Annotated in this window: 19 protein-coding genes and 1 CRISPR repeat array; of the genes, 10 read left to right on the forward strand and 9 right to left on the reverse strand. The window is 39.4% G+C overall.

The window, feature by feature from the left end; all coding sequences use genetic code 11:
• Positions 1-68: 68 nt before the first annotated feature.
• Together NMK36_RS03695 and NMK36_RS03700 are read left to right on the forward strand one after the other, a co-directional pair.
• Positions 69-3,542, forward strand: a complete 3,474-nt coding sequence (locus tag NMK36_RS03695; RefSeq protein ID WP_254173014.1) for a GAF domain-containing protein — start codon at positions 69-71, stop codon at positions 3,540-3,542.
• A gap of 290 nt (positions 3,543-3,832) precedes the next feature.
• Positions 3,833-5,338 (forward strand): RAMP superfamily CRISPR-associated protein, encoded by a 1,506-nt coding sequence (locus NMK36_RS03700; RefSeq protein WP_254173015.1) that lies wholly within the window; start codon positions 3,833-3,835, stop codon positions 5,336-5,338.
• Positions 5,339-5,522: 184 nt separating this feature from the next.
• Positions 5,523-5,847: direct repeats of the CRISPR family, unit length 36 nt; unit sequence GTAGCGACTTCTATTAGGAAGAAAAGGTGTTGAAAC.
• A gap of 239 nt (positions 5,848-6,086) precedes the next feature.
• Here the strand turns inward: NMK36_RS03700 and NMK36_RS03705 are convergent.
• The 5 genes from NMK36_RS03705 to NMK36_RS03725 all read right to left on the reverse strand — a co-directional run bounded on the left by NMK36_RS03705 (position 6,087) and on the right by NMK36_RS03725 (position 12,743).
• Complete coding sequence (locus NMK36_RS03705; RefSeq protein ID WP_254173016.1) at positions 6,087-6,521, reverse strand: hypothetical protein; 435 nt, start codon at positions 6,519-6,521, stop codon at positions 6,087-6,089.
• Positions 6,522-6,533: 12 nt separating this feature from the next.
• Complete coding sequence (locus tag NMK36_RS03710; RefSeq protein ID WP_254173017.1) at positions 6,534-7,310, reverse strand: RAMP superfamily CRISPR-associated protein; 777 nt, start codon at positions 7,308-7,310, stop codon at positions 6,534-6,536.
• Positions 7,311-7,320: 10 nt separating this feature from the next.
• Positions 7,321-8,301 carry a hypothetical protein gene (locus NMK36_RS03715; protein ID WP_254173018.1) on the reverse strand — a complete coding sequence of 327 codons (981 nt, stop codon included), beginning with the start codon at positions 8,299-8,301 and terminating at the stop codon, positions 7,321-7,323.
• Positions 8,302-9,060: 759 nt separating this feature from the next.
• Positions 9,061-11,253 carry a Cas10/Cmr2 second palm domain-containing protein gene (locus NMK36_RS03720; RefSeq protein WP_254173019.1) on the reverse strand — a complete coding sequence of 731 codons (2,193 nt, stop codon included), beginning with the start codon at positions 11,251-11,253 and terminating at the stop codon, positions 9,061-9,063.
• Positions 11,253-12,743, reverse strand: coding sequence for a hypothetical protein (locus NMK36_RS03725; protein WP_254173020.1), 1,491 nt, complete (start codon positions 12,741-12,743; stop codon positions 11,253-11,255). The genes NMK36_RS03720 and NMK36_RS03725 overlap by 1 nt, the downstream gene beginning before the upstream one ends.
• A 900-nt stretch (positions 12,744-13,643) precedes the next feature.
• On the opposite strand from NMK36_RS03725, the gene NMK36_RS03730 reads away from it, so the two are divergent.
• Positions 13,644-13,973 carry a hypothetical protein gene (locus NMK36_RS03730; RefSeq protein ID WP_254173021.1) on the forward strand — a complete coding sequence of 110 codons (330 nt, stop codon included), beginning with the start codon at positions 13,644-13,646 and terminating at the stop codon, positions 13,971-13,973.
• 44 nt (positions 13,974-14,017) lie between these two features.
• The gene (locus NMK36_RS03735) at positions 14,018-15,130 is read left to right on the forward strand and encodes an IS630 family transposase (protein ID WP_254172743.1); all 1,113 of its coding nucleotides are present in this window, start codon (positions 14,018-14,020) and stop codon (positions 15,128-15,130) included.
• Between the two features lie 155 nt (positions 15,131-15,285).
• On the opposite strand, the gene NMK36_RS03740 is transcribed toward NMK36_RS03735, so the two are convergent.
• Positions 15,286-16,158, reverse strand: coding sequence for an ABC transporter ATP-binding protein (locus NMK36_RS03740; RefSeq protein WP_083580081.1), 873 nt, complete (start codon positions 16,156-16,158; stop codon positions 15,286-15,288).
• Between the two features lie 227 nt (positions 16,159-16,385).
• On the opposite strand from NMK36_RS03740, the gene NMK36_RS03745 reads away from it, so the two are divergent.
• Positions 16,386-17,762: a gluconeogenesis factor YvcK family protein gene (locus NMK36_RS03745; RefSeq protein ID WP_083580080.1), complete on the forward strand. Its 1,377-nt coding sequence runs from the start codon at positions 16,386-16,388 to the stop codon at positions 17,760-17,762.
• An 86-nt stretch (positions 17,763-17,848) separates the two neighbouring features.
• On the forward strand, positions 17,849-18,310 hold the full coding sequence (tsaE, locus tag NMK36_RS03750) for a tRNA (adenosine(37)-N6)-threonylcarbamoyltransferase complex ATPase subunit type 1 TsaE (protein WP_072720306.1): 462 nt from the start codon (positions 17,849-17,851) through the stop codon (positions 18,308-18,310).
• Between the two features lie 70 nt (positions 18,311-18,380).
• On the opposite strand, the gene NMK36_RS03755 is transcribed toward tsaE, so the two are convergent.
• Positions 18,381-18,554, reverse strand: coding sequence for a hypothetical protein (locus tag NMK36_RS03755; protein ID WP_186440405.1), 174 nt, complete (start codon positions 18,552-18,554; stop codon positions 18,381-18,383).
• 60 nt (positions 18,555-18,614) lie between these two features.
• Between NMK36_RS03755 and NMK36_RS03760 the strand changes: the two genes are divergently transcribed.
• The 3 genes from NMK36_RS03760 to NMK36_RS03770 all read left to right on the forward strand — a co-directional run bounded on the left by NMK36_RS03760 (position 18,615) and on the right by NMK36_RS03770 (position 21,198).
• Positions 18,615-19,085 carry a DUF2141 domain-containing protein gene (locus NMK36_RS03760; protein WP_254173022.1) on the forward strand — a complete coding sequence of 157 codons (471 nt, stop codon included), beginning with the start codon at positions 18,615-18,617 and terminating at the stop codon, positions 19,083-19,085.
• Between the two features lie 149 nt (positions 19,086-19,234).
• A complete protein-coding gene (locus tag NMK36_RS03765; protein ID WP_254173023.1) occupies positions 19,235-20,572 on the forward strand; it encodes an AAA family ATPase in 1,338 nt (445 codons plus the stop codon).
• On the forward strand, positions 20,569-21,198 hold the full coding sequence (locus NMK36_RS03770) for a retron system putative HNH endonuclease (RefSeq protein WP_254173024.1): 630 nt from the start codon (positions 20,569-20,571) through the stop codon (positions 21,196-21,198). Before NMK36_RS03765 ends, NMK36_RS03770 begins: the two co-directional genes overlap by 4 nt.
• Positions 21,199-21,213: 15 nt before the next feature.
• On the opposite strand, the gene NMK36_RS03775 is transcribed toward NMK36_RS03770, so the two are convergent.
• On the reverse strand, positions 21,214-22,551 hold the full coding sequence (locus NMK36_RS03775; RefSeq protein WP_254173025.1) for a dihydroorotase: 1,338 nt from the start codon (positions 22,549-22,551) through the stop codon (positions 21,214-21,216).
• A 134-nt stretch (positions 22,552-22,685) separates the two neighbouring features.
• Between NMK36_RS03775 and lepB the strand changes: the two genes are divergently transcribed.
• Positions 22,686-23,288 (forward strand): signal peptidase I, encoded by a 603-nt coding sequence (gene lepB / locus NMK36_RS03780; RefSeq protein WP_254173026.1) that lies wholly within the window; start codon positions 22,686-22,688, stop codon positions 23,286-23,288.
• Between the two features lie 186 nt (positions 23,289-23,474).
• Here lepB and NMK36_RS03785 read toward each other — a convergent pair whose 3' ends face one another.
• Complete coding sequence (locus NMK36_RS03785) at positions 23,475-24,836, reverse strand: dihydroorotase (RefSeq protein WP_254175153.1); 1,362 nt, start codon at positions 24,834-24,836, stop codon at positions 23,475-23,477.

Consider the following 24,836-nt stretch of genomic DNA (forward strand, 5'->3'; position numbering starts at 1 on the left):
GGGTTTTTATTCTTAATGTATACTGGGGTAAGGGTTGTTACCTGCTATACAATTCCCTGGAGGTAGGTATGAATTATGAATATAAAGTTGGTGGCAGTTTACCCCCCGATTCTCCGACTTATGTTTGGAGAAAAGCTGATCATGAATTATATCATCAACTTATGGGAGGAATGTTTTGTTATGTGTTAACTTGTCGTCAAATGGGGAAATCTAGTTTGCGCGTTAAAACCATGCGTAAGCTTCAAGAACAAGGGTTAGCTTGTGCGTCTATTGATTTAACGGCAATTATTAGTTCCGACTTAACCCGCAAACAATTTTATGCAGATATTATTGATAGTTTAGCTGAGAACTTTAATCTTTTAGAATCCATTGATAGTTTTAAACAAGGCTGTCGAGAATCGGATTTATCCCCGATGAATCGCTTTAATAAATTTATTCATGATATTTTATTAAAACATCCTTTATTAATTGAAAAAAATATTATAATTTTTATTGATGAAATTGATAGTTTATTGAGATTACCAGACTTAGCCAATGAATTTTTAGGATTACTCAGAGCTTGTTATAATAAACGTGCCGATCTTCCCGAATATAACCGTTTAACCTTTGCCATTTTAGGGGTGGCTTCTCCCTATGATTTGATGAAGGATGCCAACTATAATAGTTTACCTTTTGATTGTGGTTATGGCATTGAATTACATGGGTTTCAATCCCACGAAGCTCAACCCATTGCGGAAGGATTAAAACTGAAATCCGAACATCCCCAAGCGTTATTAGATGCCGTTCTTGATTGGACATCAGGACAACCCTTTTTAACCCAAAAAATTTGTAAATTAATTGTTAAATGTCCTGATCAGATTCCCCTGGGTTCCGAGGCGGAATGGGTCGAGAAATTTGTGCGATCGCAGGTGATTAATAATTGGGAACACCAAGACGAACCGGAACATTTAAGAACCATTCGAGATCGGCTACTTCGTCAAAAAAATCGCAGTATTGACTTATTAAAATTATATCAAAAAATTAGAGAAAAAGGAAAAATATTAGCCGATAATAGTCTTGAACAAATGGAACTGCGGTTATCGGGTTTAGTCAGTAAGCGAGAAGGAATTTTAGAAATTAGAAATCGGATTTATAAAGAGGTATTTACTTCGAGTTGGTGTCAAAAAGCCTTAGCCGAGTTACGCGATGAATTAGCGATTATTGAACCCGAATTTATCCAAACCCTTGCTAAACTCAAAGTTCAACTCTTAGAAACCCAAATTCGTCGAGTCGCTGAGGGAAGCAGTTCTGATGAAGTCATTTATGAAGTATTACGGCAAATTACCCTAAAATTAGGAGATTTATTAAAAGCGGATCGCGCTACCATTTATCTATTAAATGCAGAAAAAACCGAACTGTGGTCTTTAGTCGCTGAAAATCAAACGAATGAATTCCTTAATATTCAAGTTCCCGTTGGAGAAGGAATTGCTGGACAAGCCGCAAAAACCAAAAAAATTATTAATATTCCTCACAATGTCTATGATGATCCTCGTTCTAATTTAGTCAAATTAGCCGATCAAAAATATGGCTATCATACCTATAATGTCTTAGCGTATCCTATTTGTAATCACGCGAAAGAAGTTGTGGCGGTTATTCAATTATTGAATAAACTCAAAGCTAATCTGTTTGAATCCGAACCCTTAGCTAAACGGGTTAAAGAAGAAGGATTTAACCAAGCGGATGAAGAACAATTAACGCGATTTGCTCCTCATATTCGACGGTTTTTAGAAAGTTGTCAATCCTGTCGTCAAGCCAGCCGAAAATTACAAGCAACCGCCGCTTTAGCAGAAGCGACTCGTTCTTTAGATGGGAGTCAATTAGATACAAAAGAAATCTTACAACGGGTGATGGATGCGGCTAAAAACTTAATGAATGCTGACCGTAGTACCTTGTGGTTAGTGGATGAAGAAAAACAGGAACTCTGGACAAAAATTCGACAAATGGATGGTACTTTAATTGAAAAACGAATTCATATTAATGAAGGGTTTGCGGGTCAAGTGGCACGAACGAGGGAACCGATTATTATTCCTTTTGATGTCTATCAACATCCTGATTCCCAAACCTCCAAAGAAACGGATTTAGAAACCGGATATCGCACCTGTAGTTTATTGTGTATGCCTGTTTTAAATCCCGATGGAGAACTCTTAGGAGTGACTCAATTAGTTAATAAATTGAATCCGGGTAATTATCCTGATTATAACTCGGCTTTGTGGCCCCAAGCTCCCGAAAAATTTAAAGCCAGTTTTGATAAAAATGATCGTCAGTCCATGCAGGTTTTTAATGAACGAGTCGGGGTGATTTTACAATATGCAAAAGTTCATGAACGCTTAAAAAAATTAGCTGAATTTCAATCGCAAAAAGTGGTTTATCATACCTTGGCGATGTTAAGTCAAGCGGTGGGAAGCCAGAAAGATGAAGAACTTTATAGCACTTTATATAATATTTTAGAATTTATGATGCAATCCATTAGTAAATTGCTCAGGGTTGCTCAAACAGATATTTTTATTTTTAATAGTGATAAACAGGAATTTTGGTCAATTATTCCCGATATCAATAATTCTAACCATCTAATTGAAGTGATTATTGAGGCTGATGTTAACTTATCCCAAAGACTACTCAATTCTAATTCTAGTTTAGTCCTGAACTCAATTTCTAACTTAGATGATCCTTGGTTTCAAGTTGGAGTGCGATTTCATTTACGCGAACAGTTACACAATGCTTTATTTTTTCCGTTTATTAATTCTGACGGACAAGTAATTGCAGTTATTCGTCTGCTGAATAAATTAATAGATTCTCCCGTTTTAAATTCTGAGCCAATTAATCAAGAAGGATTTACCCCCGAAGATCTGCAACAACTTCACAAACGCTCAGAATTTATTATTAAAGTTTTAGAGGGATGTCAATCTTTCCATCAAGAAATTAGTACCCTGCAAAAACAACGGGCTACAGATACTTTAAGATCGGCGATTAATTCCGTGCGTCAAATTGGCTTTGATCCTGAAAAAATTCTGTATACAGTGATAGAATCTGCTAAAAAATTAACCAATGCGGATCGCAGTACCCTGTGGTTAGTCGATGCTTATGATCCTGATAAATTATGGACAAGAATTCCGAGAATTGATGGCACAATAGAAACCTTTTATATCTATAAAAATGAAGGATTTGCAGGAAAAGTTTCCCAAATGAAAAAACCGATTATGATTCCTTTTGATGTTTATGATCATCCTGAGTCCCAAACTGCAAAAGGAACAGATCAAGAAACGGGTTATCGCACTTGTAGTTTATTGTGTATGCCAATTTTAAGTTTTGATGGGGAATTATTAGGAGTAACGCAATTACTGAATAAACGCAAACCCGGAAATTATCCCCCTTATCATCCGAAAGATATTTATGATATTCCTGATTATTTAAAAGTCAGTTTTGATGAACGAGATTTAAGATATATGGAAATTTTCAATAATCAAGTCGGGATTGATTTACCCCATGTATTGAATAAAACCTAACCCGTAGGGTGCGTAAGCGCAGCGCACGCACCACCAATATTAAGATTAATATATGATTTCCCCGTAGGGGCGAGGTTTTCTCGCCCTTCCCATCAATATAGGGGCGAGGTTTTCTCGCCCTTCCAATCAATCAATGTAGGGGCGAGGTTTTCTCGCCCTTCCAATCAATTTATAACCCCAATAGTACCAAGAGGGTTGGGAGACCCAACCCCTACGAATTTTTAGATTGAATGTTGAATATAGACAATATTATTATATAATAAAAAATATGGCAATTTGAGGTCAATATTATGCCATCATCTTTACCGACGGAATTACCCAAATGGTACGAGCTTGACGAGGAACAAAAAAAGGGTTGGACACCGAAAGCAAATCAAGTGGATATACCCGAAGTCCGAGACGCTTGGAATGGAACAATTTACCGAGAGGCGGGTAAAAATTTTACGGTAAAATTAGATAAATTACAGATTCTCAGTCCCATTCAAGTTGGGGGAGGGAGTTTTCCAGAAGGAGCAATTTTACCTGCACAAATTGGCGGCGTTCCCTATATTCCCGGTTCCAGTGTCCGGGGTTCTTTATTAAAATATATTAGAACGATTTGGTCAGAAATTCCTCACGAAGAACAACAATTTTGGTTAACTCTTTTAGAACCCAATTTAAACGGTTGGCAACCTCTAAAAATTCGGTTTGAAAGTATTTTATTAAAGGATTTAAAAGCCTTTCCTCTTTATGCTCAACAGGAATGGCAAATTTTTGATCAAAAAAGTAATAAATTGAGTCTACAATGGCAAGTTTCTCCTAAACCTCCCCATCCTCAACCTGATCGCTTTCGCTTACAAGTGTTATTAAAAAATACCCCGAAACCTGCGGAAAAAACTTGGTTAGAAATTCGCCTCAAGGAAATGTTAGAACGCCGAGGAATAGGACGGGGGACGGCTTCGGGTTTTGGACGGTTAGCCACCAGTATTCCGACGGGAAAATGGGAACTTCATTTAACAGGAATGAAACCTTGTGTGCGATCGCATAATCCTAAACAAAATCAAACGGGAGAATATCGCTGGAGTCCGCAAGTTTTACGAGCCACTTTAAGGGGTTATTTTATCCGTTTTGCTTTGGATTTTTTACCCCGGAAACAGGCCGAACTTTTAACAGAAAAATTGTTTGGAGGGTTGGGAACTTTAGCAAAATTGCGGTTAACGAGTTATCTGTATCAAATTCCTAGAATTAGCGCCGGAAATGATTATGCGAATATTCCGGCTAAAACTGCCCATGAAACTTGGATTATTAATGTGGATTGTAACTCCGAATATTATCAATTAGTGGGAGATTTATTAAATTTAGCGAGTCGTTTGGGGGGACTTGGCCCCGGTTGGCGACGTCCTCCCCATCGTTTAGACCGTTTTGGTGGGTTTCGCGGAAGTGAATTTACGGTGACGTCGTTGGCGTCGGACTCTGGGTTTACGAGTGATCCGGCTTCCTATTTAAAGCAACTTAGCCACAGTATTGATCAGCAGGTGCGTCAACTGGCGAAAGTTTGGGGTTTTCAACCGACTAAAACGCCGCAACCGGGACGCATTTACAGTATTTGGCGGGGGGAAGCGGACGCCTGGGAAGAGTTGGTGCATGGGGTGTGTAGCACTAAGGCGGCTAACCGTCCGGTTTGGTGCGGGAGTTCTAATAACCGACCTTCGGGGTATGGGGTGCGGGAACATTCGGGTTTTTGTTTGGTGACGGTTTTTGATCCGAATGTGGAGAGAAGTTTACCGAACTTGGAGTTTAGAAAAATTTATGGTTGAGTTTTGCGAGGCTGAGGGAAAATGGCTGTGATGTCGATTGTGCTGTTGGGAGTCTCGATAGCTCTCTGGGTAAGGGTTATAGGGTTTTTACAATGGTTGTTTCTGGGGGGAAAAGTTGGGTTTTGTTTGAGTCTCGCAAACGGTGTCTGGATAGATTGCCCCGTCTAGGTTGTAGAATAGAGGGGTAGCGACTTCTATTAGGAAGAAAAGGTGTTGAAACATTAATCCGTTTGAGAATTCGTAAGCTTTGAACGTGTAGCGACTTCTATTAGGAAGAAAAGGTGTTGAAACAGAAACGCTTGTAGTTGTAGGAGCAACAGGAGCAAGTAGCGACTTCTATTAGGAAGAAAAGGTGTTGAAACCACAACTTACTTCAAGTGCAAGGACATATAAGTCCCCATTGGTAGCGACTTCTATTAGGAAGAAAAGGTGTTGAAACTCGGAATGTTTTCCAAAAACTCATTGTCAGTTCAGTAGCGACTTCTATTAGGAAGAAAAGGTGTTGAAACGTAGCCAATACAAATTAGTCGAAGTCTTCTATTAATGTAGCGACTTCCATTAGGAAGCCAAAAACCTTGAAATAAATTTCAGGCTAAAAGCGAAAACCCGTTAAAACGGGTTAATAAAATTCAGTCTTGAGTTATCTTTAGATAACGTTAGCTTTTAGCCCGAACTTTAGTTCAGGGCTAAGATATTTTAAGTAGGGGCAATTCATGAATTACCCCTACTAATTTTAATTAAACCCAAATTAAACAGGCAATTTAGAGTCTTTCGCGTCCTTAATTCGCATTGTCCAGAATTGAATCGTATCAGAAATTTCGATTAACAAATCCGTTAATAAAACCTGCTGATTAAAATTCAAACTTCTGAACCGTTCTTGAAATTGTTCCGTTGTCATATCCGCCTTAATATTCAGATGAATTCCGACAATATTACACAACACCACTCGCGCCACACCCCAAGCAAAATAACGGCGTTGTTCGTCTGAACCCCCCGCAGCATTGGGAACACCGCCTCCTAATAACACCGGAGAACGAGACATCGCCCAAAATCGTTCCACGCCCCAACTTGCCACATAGTCACTAATTCCACTGGCGGCGCCTTGCCAGTCTCCCAGAGAATTTGCCCCTGCATTTAAGAGGGTAAAAACCTCTCGATCTAACTCATAGGATGTCACCGACATGATCTTTCCTCCTTAAATCTTTTCAATTAAAATTCGACCAAAACCCACACTCCATAACCCGCCTAAATAATGTTCATCATGGAGAAACTTTTCCCAGTCCTCGACATTTTGAACCTGACCCCGTGTAGTCCAAGACGTTAAAAAAACCGCCCCCGGAGGAAACCCTTCCACCCCAAACAAATTTTTAACTAAATTGCCCTTTTCGTCCGGTTCATCATGCAAACTAACACGAGGTTGACGGACTAACCCCATATCAACAAATAAATTAATACTGGTGTCAGGAACAATAATTAAGCGATCGCTGGGAATAGAACTGGGAACAGGCAATTTTTGCCCTTCATTCGGGTTGCGATATTGTACCTTTTCTAACTTCAACCACCGCAAATAAACCGTTTGATTATTTAACGAATTATCCGTGATCAAAACCTTATTTCGATCTAAATTCAAAGGCGACTGTTGAGATAATTGTTGAAAACGATTTAACCATTGTAAACAACTCACCCACCAGTTGCCATAACCCAAAACATGAACGGGCCACCAAACGGGCCAGCCCCAACCTAAAGCGATCGCCCCAGGAGAAATAGCGTTATCCTGACCCCCAAACCAATGATTAACAAAATTGGCGTGGGTGTGTTCCGCGTGTTCCCGCAAAGCCCCCCGCAGAGAACTCCCCGGAATAGCCGGAGTGCGATCGCTCAGGCGAAAAATCGGGTTATTATTTCCTCGACTGCTACTATCCGCGCCGCCAATATGCACAGGTTCTTGACAAATTAACCATTCTGTAGTCATGATGCAATCCTCAAAATAACCATAAATGTCCATAACCCAAGGCATCCCGATGAAAGGCATCAGGATATGGCCCCGACTCTGATACCGGAGGCGTTCCCTCCCATAAATACACCGCCCCCGCAGGCGTCATCCATTCCCCAGGCGTCAATACCGAAACCCGACGGTTAGGGTCTTTGCGATCGCGTACCTTCTTCCACGACTGCCAAGGAATGCCCATTTCTGCCGCGTAAGCCTTGACCCCTGGGGGTTTGGGCACAGAAATTTTCCGTCCCGGTTGTTGCCATAAAGCCGCCGTCAGTAAAATTCCCCCTTGGGGTTGGGGACAGGAGGCCGTTAACCACTTCCAAGTATTTTTTTCCTGAATAGGGCTCATAGTAACCGGGGTTCCCGCCCCCAATATTCCCCAGTCGGGGGGTTGATAGTCGCCGATAATTTTGACTAAAATTGACCATCCGGGGGCCATTAAAGTCGTTTGTTCAGCAAAAAATCCCCCCTCCTCCACCACTTGAAAGTCTTGGCGACGGTTATGGCTGAGGGTTAGAGACGACCAAGGTAAAGGCTGAAGCACGTTATCGGGGGCTGTACCCGACTGGAAAATTAACTTTTGCTCTTGCCAAAATAGCTGTAAAGTGTTACCCGGTATTAAATATTGACCTCCGATCATCTCAAATTCCTGGCTTCGGTGTTCCGGTTGCACCTGCCATTGTTGCTGTTCATTCCACTGCATTCGATACAGGTTCGTGGGTAAGTTCGGGGAAGTGATATTGAGATCGAGGGTATAAACAGGCAAGGGTAAGGGAACATAGAAATTAGAGTTATATTCCCAAAACGGCCCCCAGAGTTGACTTTGACTGGGTAAATTCAAACAAGCTGCCAACTGATGCCCATTCGGGGGCCAGCGACAACCGACTTGACCGCTATTTTGTCCGACGGGCGTTAAGTTGCCGATGGTGATCGGGCCTGTGGGAATGATTTTGTACCATCCTGTCATGGGTTAATCTCCTTTAAGAAAGGGAACAGGCAAGAGGCAATTTCCCTGGTTCCCAGGCTCCCGCCTGGGAATGTCTATGGGAGGCAGAGCCTCCGTGTTCAGCAGGCGGAGCCTGCATAGAGGCATTTCTAGGTAGAACCTAGAAACGAGAAAGCCAGTTATTTTGTCCCTGGTTCCCAGGCTCCCGCCTGGGAATGTCTATGGGAGGCAGAGCCTCCGTGTTCAGCAGGCGGAGCCTGCATAGAGGCATTTCTAGGTAGAACCTAGAAACGAGAAAGCCAGTTATTTTGTCCCTGGTTCCCAGGCTCCCGCCTGGGAATGTCTATGGGAGGCAGAGCCTCCGTGTTCAGCAGGCGGAGCCTGCATAGAGGCATTTCTAGGTAGAACCTAGAAACGAGAAAGCCAGTTATTTTGTCCCTGGTTCCCAGACTCCCGCCTGGGAATGTCTATGGGAGGCAGAGCCTCCGTGTTCAGCAGGCGGAGCCTGCATAGAGGCATTTCTAGGTAGAACCTAGAAACGAGAAAGCCAGTTATTTTGTCCCTGGTTCCCAGACTCCCGCCTGGGAATGTCTATGGGAGGCAGAGCCTCCGTGTTCAGCAGGCGGAGCCTGCATAGAGGCATTTCTAGGTAGAACCTAGAAACGAGAAAGCCAGTTATTTTGTCCCTGGTTCCCAGACTCCCGCCTGGGAATGTCTATGGGAGGCAGAGCCTCCGTGTTCAGCAGGCGGAGCCTGCATAGAGGCATTTCTAGGTAGAACCTAGAAACGAGAAAGCCAGTTATTTCGTTCTCGCTGTTGACGCGCCAAGAAACCCCGGAGGGCGATCCAGTTTTTCCACCATTGCCAACTTCCGAGATCTGTTTTCAGACTCTTAGTGTTTCCGATGGCGAGAAGGTCGATCTGTTGCCAACTCAGGGGTAAATGCACACTCGCCCACAGGGTATCCATGAGGGAACGAACCGTTGAGGGAGAATATTCTTCCAGGCGGGTACTGTCCAAATAAAACAACAACTTTTCCCAACAGTTCAGATCCGTTTTGTCCTCCCCGACGGGTTCAACGGCCATTAACAAATGCCACAATACCCAAGGACAAACCCAGTCCAAACTTTGACCACTGTTAAACAAAACCTGCACACAAACCCGATCCTTACCGAGATGTTTGGCTTGTTTGTAGGCTTCATTTAACCCCCGATGCCATAACGACTGCGGGATACGCCGTTGGGCAATAACCACCCCTAAACTAAAGGTCATATTCGGGCTAGGGATAGGATAAATTTGATTTTGATAAGACACCCAACCCGCTACAGGGGGATCAAGCGGTTGAGTTAAGGGGGTAGGTTGTCCCGTCCAAAGCTGATGAAGTTGGGATGTGAGAGCGATCGCATCGGTGATCGGCCCTAATAATAAGAAGTCATCCCCACCCGCAAAAATTACCCGTCCGTTGTGGTGATGTTCCGTCAGGTCGTATAACACCCGGTTCCAATATCCAAACAAAACCGATAGATCTAAAGTATGGGGAAGTTCCATCTGGCGAGTTAGATCCGGTAAATTAGGCGGTGAAAAACCGAGTTGATATTGTTCAATAGTTGAGGCATTGGGATGCCAGTTCGACCAAGGTAATTTCAGTTTTTTATATTGTTCACCGGATAGCCATTTGCCCATATTGTCCCCATCGCCGCGCCATCCCACTGTCCATTCCACGGGACTTTCCCACCCGTTGGGAAGATCATTTTCCCAACCTTCCACCTCCTCAGCATCAATATTGCGACGCTCTAAAACTCTCGGATGAGCATAGGGGGGAGACTGACGATCCATTTGGGGAATACCCCAAGGTTTAAAAGGCGATCCAGACTGATAATATTCACTCAGCGCTTCAACTTCAGTATTCCACTGTTCTGCATCCACAATATCAGCCACCCAAGCCGCCGCCGCCGCCGTGCGATCTGGAAATTGATCCCAAGGACATCGGGGGGGTTCTTGTCCCCATAAAGTTGTTAAGGTGGGAACGATAATTTCAGGGACGGAAGCCAAGCGTTTCACCATTTCCAAGCTATTGAGGCGATCGCTTTGGGAAAATAACCCCGCTAAGGAGCTTTTTTCCGCTATCCCTTCCCACCATTCCTTTAATACCTGATCCGGTAGTCCCCAAGTTCCCCCCGCTTCCACAGGTTGCAGACCCGGATGCCAGATCGATAAACTCCCCGAACTCGGACTGGTGCGTCCTCCCCACCAGTTCCCTTGCCATTGTCGGCCTAATTTTTGAGCATCAACGGAATGATGCAACAGTTTGATATCTTCGACAATGTGCTCCGACCGCAACGGCGTAGACTCCCCATAAACCGACCAAAAACTCAGGTTATCTCCTTGAATAACTTGCCATCCCAAGCCGTTTAACCGGGGGTTATGGCGGATGGAAGCGGTTTCTAGGGCCGTTAAAAACCGTTGCCATTCGTTGTTGAGAATAGTTTGACAGTTTTCCCACCATTGGGGTTCGTCGGGAAATAAGCCAGTAATAATATTAGGGAGTTCAGCTTGCCAGAAGCTTTCATCGGTAATGGTTTCGCCGTTTAACCATTGCAGTAAAGGAGAGGACTGATGCAAGGGGACTAAAACCTTTCCTCCCTGTTTCTCCCAATGGTAAATAACCACCCCGCAGAGATAATGGCATAACCACGACGCAACGGCCCAGTCCCGCAGGCGTTGACCTCCAGCGAGGAAGCTTTGCACCGGGCCAAAGGTCAAAACGCCGATCTGAGTTAGGGTGAGATCACTGTGTTGTTGAATTTGTTCGCAGGCTTCTACAGAAGCCCCACCCCCCCACCAAAATTGATTTTTTAAATATTCTGAAGTTTGCCAAGTACCGCAGCTAGGATGGGTTGCTAAGGTGGGTTGATCGGGGGGCAAAGCTGCATAATATTGTTGTTGTTGTTTCAGCCAGTCTTGTAATTTCATTAGAGACTCCGTTTAACATCATTAACGAGTTGTTCAAATTCTTTGATTTTGCTATTAATAGGGGTTGTCAGATTGGCTAATTTGACAATATAGTTTAACCAATCAATTGCAATTTGAGCCGGATGATCAGCGTGATTGACTCCTTTTAATTGTTTGGTTTTTTCATCTAAAATTTGATCAATTAAATCCCCTAATAAACTGTGATACAGTTCATTTCTGAGTTGTAAGAAACTCTTTCGAGTATTATTTTGAAGGGTAATCCAGTTTGAACAGTAAAACTCTTTAAAATTGTTCCAAGCAGAATCAGTAATTTTAGCGGTAATATAGTTAACTTTGCGATTCAAATAGTTACTGTGGGTTGAAGCAATTCCTTGAGTGAGGAGATCCTTAACCGTTGGCGTAATATCAAGTCGAAACTCTATGGGTGAATTTTGGTTTTTTTCTTGATATTTTAGAATCGGTTTTTGAGTGGCATGATCTCTTTCCCAGTGATAATCATTTACGCCTTGATGTTGAACTAAACAAGCGATCGCTAATTCAAAAGACCCAGCAATTCTTAAATACCACTGCATCCACTGACCCCGTTCTCGAAAGGCTTTTTCACTCCATAAAGCAATTGCAATTCGTTCTAAAATATCCTCTTCAGCCGATAGCTTTTGCCGTTTTGCCGATAAATTAAAAGAAACAGCCCGATCTAATTGTTCGAGTTTTGTTTTTAAGTTATGATCAGGATGATCTTGGATTAAAGTTTTTACCCCCAAAAAATCTTGAGTTTCTAATAACTGTTCAATTTGTGGAACTTTTAACCGCCATTGCCAATGAGTTCCCGTATGAAAATAGGGTTGAGAATCTTGGCGAGACATATAGACAAATTCAATCGGATTTTTCGCTAACTTTTGTTCAAGTCCCCATAAATATAACGCCCCACTTAAGGCTGGGGTTCCACTACTATGTTGTACAATTAATTTCTGAGCATTAATCTTAGGATGATCCGAGGTATTCTCGAAAACAATACCCTTGGAATTAAAGGTAAATTTAGGATTTAATTGTTGTTCAACAAACTTTGCCATTTGATCCCAATTAGCAACCCCATTATCTAAATTCGGATCAATATCTAAAATTATTAAATCATGGGGAATGCCTAGTTTTTGACACCAAGCTTCTAAAAGATTTCGCCACCAATATCCATCAGACGTAATTACATTACTCAATTCTTGTCCAGAAATATGATGATATTCAATCCAAGCTTGCTGATTCGTTAAAAGAATGACAAAATGAAGTAAAGTATCAGGTTCTCGACTTTCCCACAGGTTTCTAATTAAAGCAAAATCAATCCGATCTAAGTCATTCCCTAATTCTTGATCGTTGTCCGCCGCCAGGTCTCGAACATCTTCTAAGGTATAACAGGCACCGAGTTGGGAGGTTCCTTGCTCTGAATCCACCCTCACATCATTGTTACCTAAAATCTGTAAAACAACATTTTTTCTCATATTGCTTAAGTGAAAAAAGGGAAAGACATCTAAGTTTTTATTCAAGCTTAATTGAGTTGAGTTTGTAAGTTTCTTTACTTTTACTTAATATACCAACGGCTAAGGAGGTTAGGGCAAAGACTGATTCAGCAAACCTAGACTGTCAAGCCTTTTCCTATTCCTGCTCTATTAGATTCTGTTGAATAAAATTAATCTACGACTTTTAACAAAGCCAATTTATTTTTTATATAATACTTCAATGATTTATTGAGTTTGATAAACAAGATTTAAGATATATGGAAATTTTCAATAATCAAGTCGGAATTGATTTACCCCATATATTAAATAAAACCCCGTAGGGTGCGTAAGTCCAGTACACAAACCCTTCAACCCTTTTAAAATCAATCTATAAATTTAGACTCCATCTATCACTTTAAGCTCAACAATAAGTATAGCCAGACTGTAGCATACAACTGAGAATTTATTGACCTAAAGGCATAGTTTTGTAAAAATGACTTTATTTAATCCGTGTTTCTACTATATAAATTTCACTTATAAATCATCAAATCTAATCGAATTCAGCAACAAATTATTAAATTAAATTTTTTAAAAAAATCACTCTTTTTAGAGATAGAATCCTACATTTTTTAAGCTAAATGGAAAATACTTTTAGCTTTAGAAGTGCTTCAATTGACAGATCACAAAGAATTTGAGCTAAAATAGAATTTTAATTATAAGTTAATTTAATATTTTATGGAAGCCCGCCTAAATTAAAGATTTAGTAAAACCCTCAAACTTATTAACACCGACTCATAATTTAAATTTAGGATGGTGTTCAGGCAACCCAAAAACTCACATTAGATTAAACCTAAATACTGATCTAATGGGAGATTTATTTTTACCCTTTAGTAGGCTATACCCATGAATAACCTGAACAAGCTTTCCTTAACAACTGTATTCTTTTTATTTGTATTAATACCGAGTCAAGCTTTAGCCGCGACCCTGATTTCGGATGAGGTGGTAGGAAGTTCAAAGCCAGAAGTTAAAAATACAACTTCTTTGCAAAACGGAGGTTTTACCATTACACCAAACCCCTACAATTCAGTGTTGGGGAATGGAACTGACGAGTTTACAAATTGGAACTTTGATTTTGGTGTCTCTGCTATTAAGGGTACCGTGACTAAAGCCTTGGTGGATTTGGATTTAACACCATTTAGTTTATATGAAACGGATAAGCTGTTAAGCATCTAAATAGGGTATAATGAAAAACCAAGTTTAGAAAAATCAATCAAAAGATGCCTGCTAAAAATCATTTAAATGAAAAGCAAGTAGAGAAACTACAGAAAAGATTGAAAGAGGAAGAAAATGGACAAATCCGAGAAAGAATCTTGATTTTATTATTGCTAAATGATGGTAAAAAGCAAAGTGAAATTGCCAAGTTTTTGGGCTGCTCATTAAACAAAGTATGTTATTGGTGTGTACATGGAGACCCTGACAAATTAGAAAGCCTAAAAGATGAAAGAATGAAAGGAAATTATAGAAAAGCCACAGACAAATATATAGAGATATTATTAGAAACAGTAGAAAAAGAACCGGAAGAATTAGGATATGAATTTGGGAGATGGACAGGAGAAAGATTGGCAACTTATTTAGAACAAATCACAGGAATCAAATTAAGTAGTTCACAAGTGAGAAAGATATTAAAGGAAAAAAAGTATGTTTATTTGTGGGCAAAGTATAGCTTAGAAGAGAAAAGAGATCCAGAAAAAAGAAAATTATTTAAAGATAAAATAGAAGAATATTTGAAAATAGCAAAAGAAAGTCCAGAACAATTACAGGTATGGTTTTGGGATGAAAGTGGATTTAATTTAAGAGTGATAAAAAGAAAGAATTGGTGTAAAAAAGGGAAGAGGAAACAGATTAGAGGAGACAGGAGGAAAGGAAGAGTTAATGTGATGGGAGGATTGAGGTACTCGGATAAAAAAAGATTTGTAGAATTTCTGGATAAAGGAAATGCAGATAATTTTTATCAAGTGTTAAAAAGTTTTTATCAAGAGCTAATTTATGAATGGGTATTAGCGGGAAATCAAGCAGAAGAATTTGTAGAAAAAGGAGCTAAGATCCTGATTATTCTTGACAATGCAAGTTTTCACAAAAAAGAAGAGTACCTAGAAAAAATTAAAGCAGAAATGCCGAATGTCTATTTAGAATTTCTTCCAGCATATAGTCCAGATTATAATTTAATTGAATTAGTCTGGCATTCAGCTAAAGAATATATAGCTCATCGACTCTTTAAATCAGTTGATGAGCTAGAGTGTTTATTACATCAGCTTTTAAATGAAGGACAGTTATCTATTAAATGGGGACGTAAACTTAAAAACAAAGGTAATGCTATAATCACAGTTTAAATACACAACAGCTTAGTCTCACAAACTTAGGAATATAAAAAATTAGGTGTGTTAGGCGAGTAAGCTTTGTTAGGGAAATTCCTAACAAGTAGAACCACCTAATGCACCTGATTAGTTAAAATATTATTCAAGTTGAAATTCATAGGGTCTTAATCCTATTGAGCAACTTTAATCGGCCCTTCAATACTCCCACTAAAAAATTGTTGTACAATCGCACTATCGGTTGTGTAAGCTTCCTCAATCGTGCCTTGCCATTGAATTAATCCTTGATACAAAAACACAATCCGATCAGCCGTGCGTCGAATGGTACTATCTTGATGGGTCACAATTCCGTAGGTACTGCATCCTTTTCCACTCTGTTGTAAATCTCGAATTAAATCTTCAATAACGGTTGATGCAATCGGATCTAAACCGGCGGTAGGTTCGTCATATAAAATAACCTCTGGAGTCTCCCTGGGATTTTCGGGATTTGGCATAATTGCACGGGCAAAACTCACCCGTTTTCGCATTCCTCCAGACAGTTCTGCAGGATAGCGATCGCCAATATTGGGTAATCCTACCATTTCTAACTTTTCATTGACTAATTCTCTAATTTTTCGAGGAGGTAATTTTGTATGTTGATACAATAAAAAACCGATATTTTCCGTAACCGTTAAAGAATCAAATAGTGCCGCCTGTTGAAATACCATGGCAATGCCAATCGGATCAGTAATATCATCTACCCATCCTTGCCGTTTTTTTCCTAATACATAAACCTCCCCCCTATCAGGAGGTAAAAGTCCAGCAATAATTCGCAAAATCGTTGATTTTCCTGTTCCTGAAGGGCCAATAATTCCTAAAGCTTCTCCCCGATAAATCGTTAAATCAACCTGCTCTAAAATCACTTGGGAACCAAAAGCCTTACTGACTCCTTTTAACTCAATTAAAGGTTCTAAGGATTCTGATCGTTTAGATAAGACCAAGTTATCTTTCAAATCCCTGGGTTCAACTTCAATTCGATGACTTTTTCCGGTTGTGCTGTCTTTCATGATCTCGCTAAACCCTTCTCATCATTGTACCTTTGACCCTATGCCCTTGTTCTGAGCGAAATAAGGATAACCCTCATCCCCTTGATTTTTTTTTGGGGGAATCCTCAGAATAAGATAGAAAAATAGCCTTGTTAAGTTCAACTCTAGTCGTTATTTTACGGCCAGCCTCCCATACTGTATTGTAAATTGGTCGTCAAACCCTGCTTATCCATCTGAGATATATACTTATGCCAACTGGTTCATTCAAACACACCCTTCGCAGGATGATGAAATTCAGACTCTATCTGGGTTTTTCCAACTCGCGTTCTCCTCGGATGGTCAATCAATGGTTTAAATGGTTAGCACCCGGACTATTTGTAAAACGCTGGATGGCGATTAGCGCTACCGGGGTGTTAGTGACCAGTTTGGGGTTAGCGATTTGGACGGGAATGACCCCGATTTATTACATCCTACAATTGCTGAAAAATTTCTTAGGATGGATTACCACTGTTATTCCGAATTATATTTCAGGGCCATTGATGATTGCTTTGGGAATTCTTTTGATTCTGTGGAGTCAAACCCGGAGTTTAAATTCTATTAGTGAAGCGTTTCATCCAGCCGGAGATGAACAATTAATTGATCGGTTATTAAGTCATCGCCGTTTATTACGGGGGCCAAAAATTGTAGCCATTGGCGGTGGAACTGGGTTATCGACTTTATTGCGAGGATTGAAAGAATATAGCGCTAATATTAGCGCCATTGTTACGGTTGCAGATGATGGAGGTTCTTCTGGTCGATTACGTCGAGAAATGGGGGTTTTACCACCGGGAGATATTCGCAATTGTTTAGCAGCATTAGCCGATGAAGAACGATTATTAACGGAATTATTTCAATATCGGTTTACCGCAGGAGATGGATTAACCGGACATAGTTTTGGGAATTTATTCTTAACTGCAATGTCAGAAATTGAAGGAGATTTAGAACAAGCAATTGCAGCCAGTTCTAAAGTTTTAGCCATTCGAGGTCAAGTTTTACCCGCCACGTTAACAGACGTTCATTTATGGGCAAAATTAGCCGATGGTCGGCGCATTCATGGGGAATCTAGTATTACCGAAGCGAAGGGAAAAATTGTGACAATTGGTTGTATTCCCCCGAATCCTCCTGCCCTTCCCAAAGCCGTACAAGCGATTTTAGAGGCAGATTTTATTATTATCGGCCCTGGGAGTTTATATACCAGTGTCATTCCCAATTTATTAGTACCTGAAATTGCCGAAGCAGTAGCTTCTCGAAATGTTCCCCGGATTTATGTTTGTAATATTATGACTCAGCCGGGAGAAACGGACGGTTACAGTGTTTCGGATCATATTAAAGCCATTGATAAAGCTTGCGGTTATCAACTCTTTGATGCGGTGTTACTTCAAGGGACAGTTCCCCCAGCCCAAGCTTTAATTCGTTATGCTCAAGAAGATTCTCACCCGGTTGTATTAGATCGAGATAACGTTAAACAATTAGGCCGAAGAATTGTGATGAGTAATATTATGGATGTTAACGAAAAGACAGGATATTTACGCCATAATCCCTATCGTTTAGCTCAAATTCTATTACGCTGGTATAACAAAAACTAACTTTATCCTAGATAATTAATAACTGACGATGGGCGAGAAAACCTCGCCCCAACTGATAACTGATACTTGATAACTGATAACTGAATATGACTCAATTTCATCTTCCCAACGCTGAAGCCACCCGTGAATTCGGAAAAAAATTAGGGCGATCGCTCCCTGCCAATAGTATTCTATTATTAGAAGGAAATTTAGGAGCCGGAAAGACAACTTTTGTCCAAGGATTAGGAGCAGGGTTAGGCATTCCCGAATCGATTGAAAGCCCTACATTTACCTTGATTAATGAATATCTAAACGGCAGAATTCCCTTATATCATTTAGATTTATATCGGCTAGAAGGCTGGGAAATTGAAGACTTGAATTTAGACCAATATTGGGAAGGAATCGAAGTAGAACCAGGAATTGTTGCCATTGAATGGGCCGACCGTTTACCTTATAAACCCGAAAGTTATCTGCAAATTGAATTAACCTATACAGAAACAGGTGAGCGAATCATCACCATTTTTAAGATGGGTCAGGGAGATTTTAACCTCAATGGGAATGATTGTTAATGTTCAAGCTTGACTGAAACTAAATGCAATCCTCAAATCACTTTACAAACTCATCCAATTGTAGGATAATTTAAACATACTGATCCCAATCTTCCCCATATTGAATAAATGCCTGCTCCCATCCCCGTCTATAAGAAAAAGGAATCCCTAATTTTTTTAACTGATTGATATTCCATTCGCCATTCGGTTTTTTACAACTTCTGAGTAACTTTTCTCGATCTTTGCGTTTCTTGGGAATTTCCATTTTTTTACCTCCGAAATTCTAGTCTTAAATTCCAGTCTAACCGATTGCAAAAATAACCCCATGATTCACCCAGCAAAACCCTTAGTATTTCTCGCTGCTTTTGTTTCTCTGAGTATTGTTTCGGCATCTGTTACGGTTCAAGCTCAAACTAAAAGCAAAATTACTCTGAGCATTGACGGATTAAAAAATAAAAATGGACAAGTTTGTGTGAGTTTATTTGCGAGTAATAAAGGCTTTCCCAGTAATGGAGACGATGCGATTCAAAAACGTTGTACCCGTATTACAGAAGTTCCTGTCATCATGACTTTTGATAATTTACAACCGGGTAGTTATGCTATTGCGGTTCTTCATGATGCGAATAACGACAAAACAGCTAACCGTAATGGGTTAGGAATTCCCATTGAAGGATTTGGTTTCTCTAAAAATCCCGCTATTCTCACAGGGCCACCGAAATTTAATGATGCGGCTGTTGTCGTGGCAGGAGATAATACTAATATTAATATTAAATTGCAGTATTTATTTGGAGGTTAAGGATAAATTTAGTTTTTAATTCTTTGTATAAAAAGGTTAATATAAAATCAATACACATTGTCAGCCGAATAGAAATAATCTATTCGACAGGTCATATCCAGATTAATATGATATCATTAGACTCAGGTTAACCTTGACAGTCTTTATGTATGTATATTAAGGAACTTCATCTCAAAAATTTTAGAGGATTTAAAGAATTAAAGCTTCAGTTTCCCCGTAACTTAGCTGTTATTATTGGTGTGAATGGTTCGGGGAAATCTTCTATTTTAGATGTGATCGCTATTTTTTTATCAATTTATATCAATCAACTACTGTTAAAAAAACGACGAAAAAACTCAACATTAAGTGATCAAACAAGGTTGACAGAAGATGATATTTATATCAATGCTCAAGAATCTGAAAATTTAATTCAGGTTGTTATTGAACCTCATCAAAACATTTCATGGTCAATTAGAAAAAGTAAAGATAATTCAGTCATTAAACAAGTTGAAGCAGAAGAATTATTAAGTCATATAAAAAATACTTTAGAAAGTTTAGATAATAATCCATCCTTAAGTCTCCCAGCATTGGTCTATTATAAAACTAATCGAATGGTTGTAACACCTTCATCTGTGCTAAGATTGGATTATTTACTAACAACTATTAGACAAGGAAACCAAATCAATTCTTATGAAGGAGCTTTTTCAAACCAAGTGAATGATTTTAAAGATTTCTTTGGATGGTTTAAAGTCGAAGAAGATTATGAAAATGAAATTCGTTTAAGAAAAAATACAAATTATAGAAATAAAAATTTAGAAATTGTGAGAATTGCCATTACAAAATTCTTGAATAACTTTCCTAAAACCCATTTTGATAATCTTCATGTTGTCCGGGTAAGTACAAGCCAAGAATTAAGAAAGCTCGGATTTAATCCAACTTTTACTATAGAAAAAAATGGTCAAAGTTTTAAATTAGAGAAACTATCAGATGGCGAAAAAATGCTGTTAATGGTTGTAACAGATTTAGCTAGACGATTAGCAATACTTAATCCATCAGTAGAGGAACCTGCAAAAGTATTAGAAGGAAAAGGGATTGTTTTAATTGATGAAGTTGACTTACATCTACATCCCCAATGGCAAAGAATTGTTGTTCCAGCATTAACTAATACCTTCCCCAATTGCCAATTTATTGTCACAACTCACTCACCGCAAGTATTAAGCCAAGTTCATAAAGAAAATGTGTTCATCTTAGAAAATTATGAAGTTATTGAAGAGACTCCTTATACTTTTGGAAAAGATAGTAATTCTATTCTTTATGAACTCATGGGAGTTACAGAACGTCCTCTGGAGGTTCAGAAAGAGTTAGATGAATGCTTCCAATTAATTGATGACAATAAAATTCAAGAAGCACAAATAAAGTTACAAAATTTAACAAATTTATTGGGAGAAGATGATCCAGAATTAGTTAGAGCTTACACCCTAATCAATTTTTTTAACCAAAAAGAATGAAGCAAATTATTAAAATAACAGAACCCTCTTGTTTGTTGAAATATCGGCAAACTGCAAATGCAACCTATGAGGATTATCGACCAAAAGACCCCCTCAAAAAAGCATTACTGACAGAACAAGGCTATATTTGCTGTTATTGTATGAAACGGATTTCCGAAGATAACATGGAAATTGAACACTTCACACCCCAATCCGTTAATCCAAAATTACAGTTAGATTATCACAATTTGTTAGGTTCTTGTCAAGGAAATCGAGGAAAACCTCAACGTATTCAACATTGTAATGCTCGGAAAGGGGATGAAAAAATAACCTTAAACCCTACTGACCCTCAAAAGAATTGCGAAAATTTTATTAAGTATGGAAGTGATGGAAAAATTTATGCAGATGATACAACAATTAATCATGAGTTGGATAATATTCTAAATCTTAATAATCAAACATTAAAAACTAACCGAAAAAAAGTTATTGAAACAATTATTGATGAGTTAAATAAAAGGTTTCCAGGAAAAACATGGTCTCAAGAATTCTTGCGAAAAAAAATTAATGAATGGCAAAATAAAAATAAAAAAGGGCAATATAATGAGTATTGCCAGTTTGTTATTTACTATTTAAGTAAGCGGTTATAAGATATTCAGTACATCCTAAGACGCATCAAATCTTAATGCCTGACCCCGAACTTCTGTATTGACTTTGCCATTTTTATAAGCCACTTTTCCCCCAACAATAGTATACTTCGGCCATCCGGTTAACTCCCACCCTTCAAAGGGACTCCAACCACATTTACTGACTACTTCTTCCCGCAAAACTGGATGGTAATTGTCTAAATCTACTAAAATTAAATCGGCATCATAACCTACTTCTATTTTGCCTTTATTCGGTATTTTATACGCTTTTGCCACAGCCGTAGACATCCAATTAGAGACTTGTTGAACCGTGCATTTTCCAGCCATTGCTTGTGTTAACATTAAAGGTAAAGAAGTCTCAACTCCGGGCATTCCTGATGGCGTATTGGGATAGCCTTTTGCTTTTTCTTCTAACGTGTGGGGAGCGTGATCTGTGGCGATAAAATCAATCACCCCATCTAATAATGCTTGCCATAATATTTCATTGTCTTGAGGCGATCGCAATGGCGGATTCATTTGGGCTAAAGTTCCTATTTGATCATAAGCATTAATATTTAATAATAAATGCTGAGGGGTGACTTCTGCCGTTACCCATTCCGGTTTATCTTGACGTAATAACTCCGCTTCATCTCCCGTTGAAAGATGCAGAATATGTAATCGCCGTTGATATTTTTTAGACAATTTTAAGGCGAGTTGAGTAGCTTGTAAGGCAGCTAAATTATCTTGAATGGTAGAATGAATGGCTGGATCAGTTATTCCGGCAAATTCTTGACGACGTTGATTAATTCGAGCTTGATCTTCAGCATGAACCGCAATTAAGCGATCGCCTTTTGCAAAAATCTGGTCTAATATTTCTTCTTGAGAAACCAATAAATCTCCGTGCATTGACCCCATAAATATTTTAATCCCCGGAGTCGGATTAGCGTCTAATAAATCGGGTAAATTTTCGGCTGTCGCCCCAATAAAAAAGCCATAATTAACAATACATTTTTCAGAAGCTCGTCTTAATTTATCATCTAAATTTGCTTGTGTTGTTGTTAACGGGCGAGTATTGGGCATTTCTAAAAATGAAGTCACTCCCGCTTTTGCACAAGCACAACTCGCTGTAAATAAATCTTCTTTATATTCTAAACCCGGTTCTCGGAAATGCACCTGCGGATCAATCACACCCGGTAACACAGTTAACCCTTCTGCATCAATCATTTCCCAATCATTTCGACCCAAAGCATGATGATCAATCTCTGAAGCAATCTCAACAATTTTGCCATCAACAAGGGCGACATCTCCGAGCAGAAAATCACCATTCGGTAACAAAATCCGAGCTTGATGAATGAAGACACCATAAGAATTAGACATAATTTGCTTTATCCGATCTACTATTAAACGATTTAACCTCAAATTTGTCTTTTGATGATCAGGAACTATCATTCCCCAATTGCAGACAAATTTGATATGATGAATGTAGTTTCTTGTCCAGTGATCCGTTGCGTATGAGTAGCCCGCCCAATCAAGAGCCAAATCCCGTTAAACCTTCCCCTCAACAGCAAGAGAACCCTTGGGTAGAAATCCTCAAAACCATTACTTTGAGCAGCTCTTTGGCGTTAGGCATTCGCACCTTTGTTGCTGAAGCTCGCTACATTCCCTCTGGGTCAATGTTACCAACTTTGGAAATTAATGATCGATTGATTATTGATAAAGTTGGCTATAAGTTGGGAGAACCCCATCGGGGTGATGTAGTGGTGTTTAGCCCCACAGATGAACTCAAAAAACAATATAAAGATGCGTTTATCAAAAGAATTATCGGTTTACCCGGGGAAACGGTGGAGGTAAAAAATGGGTTAGTGTTTATTAATGGTGAACCTCTCCCGGAAAAATATATTGCGGAAAAACCTCAATATAATTGGGGGCCAGGAACAGTCCCAGATGGCCAGTATTTAGTGCTCGGTGATAACCGTAATAATAGTTACGATAGCCATTATTGGGGTTTTGTCCCCCGTGAAAATATTATCGGTCGAGCTACCGTTCGTTTTTGGCCTCCTGACCGCATGGGTGGACTCGGTGATCCTGATTATCCCCCCGATGAACAAAAATAATAAAATAATAAAATCAAGACGGTTTCTAGGCTAAATTATGAACGATTAGTATTAATTTTAGCCTGAAACTTCTGTTTTTATCCTAAGTTTAGATCTTCCTAAATCCTTTTAAAATGGGGATTAGGGGGATCAGAACTATTTAAAATCAAGGGATTTGTAGGATTAAACTAGATTATGAAACAGCCCCTATTTTGTTGTTTGGGGCGACCAACTTTGTATAACTCGACCTGTAATTTTTTGTCCTGCCCAAGGTGTATTAATAGATCGAGATTTCAGGGTATTTGCATTTACTATCCAAGGCTGTTGAGGGTCAAATAATATCATTTCTGTGGGTTGGTCGGGTTGAATAGAAGGGGGTGTTTGTTGTAAACAAAGAGCAGGTTGACTGCTTAAGACTCGCCATAAATCTAAGGCTGACCATTGCCCAGATTCTACAAAGGTTTTCCATAATAAGGGTAAGGCTAATTCTAAGCCAATGGCACCTGGAGGAGCGTCGGAAAAAGCGACGGTTTTTTCTTCATAAGAATAGGGAGTATGATCAATAGCGATCGCATCAATAACTCCCGTTTCAATTCCTTGAATTAAAGCTTGTTGATCCGCAGGATTTCCTAAAGGCGGATCTAATCTTAAGTTAGGATCATAGGGGAGAGGAATAGAGTTAACAACAGTTAGATTTTCTAAGGTTTCAGCATCTTCTAAAGGTTGATTCCAAATGCGATTAATGGATGTTGTATTTAATAATAAGTGCATCCAGGTGGTACTGGCTGTAATTGGTAAATTCCGGGCTTTAGCTTGAGCAATTAATTCCACACTTCGCGCCGTAGAAACCCGCATAATATGAATGGGGGTTTGTGTGACTTCAACTAACTCTAATATAGCGGCTAAGGCTGCGGTTTCAGCATAGTCTGGTATTCCGGGTAAACCGGATAAGATAGAATCATTGCCTTCTCGCATGACTCCATTAACAACTAATGTGTGATCGCAAGGATAGAAGGCTAAGGGTTTATTTAAAGGTTTTAAATATTCTAATATTCTTCGTAATAAGGCTAAATTTTGTAACGGTTGACCATCGGCAAAACCGACAACACCTGCATTAGCTAATTCGCTAAATTCTGTCATATTTTGACTCGCAACTTCTTGGGTGAATGCGCCCCAAAAATGCAAGTTTGGAAGCGAAAATCCAGAATTTATAGAAACTTTCCGAGATCGTTCTTTTAATAAGGTTACTGTTGCTGGATTATCAATAGCGGGAATCGTATTCGGTAAAATCGCTAACCGAGTAAATCCTCCGGCTGCGGAGGCATTTAATAAGGTATTTAAAGTTTCCCGCTCCTCAAATCCTGGTTCTCCACTATGACTATATAAATCAACTAATCCAGGGCCTAAAATCAACCCTTCGCTATTAATAATGTGGGTATTTTCCGGGTAATCATTAATATAAAATTCAATGGTCTTAATATAACCATCCATCACTAAAACATCAGCAATTTGATCTCGTTTAGAAACCGGATCAATCACACGAACTTGCTTTAACAGTTGACAATTCAT

The organism is Planktothrix pseudagardhii, assembly GCF_904830925.1.
Classification (GTDB): domain Bacteria; phylum Cyanobacteriota; class Cyanobacteriia; order Cyanobacteriales; family Microcoleaceae; genus Planktothrix; species Planktothrix tepida.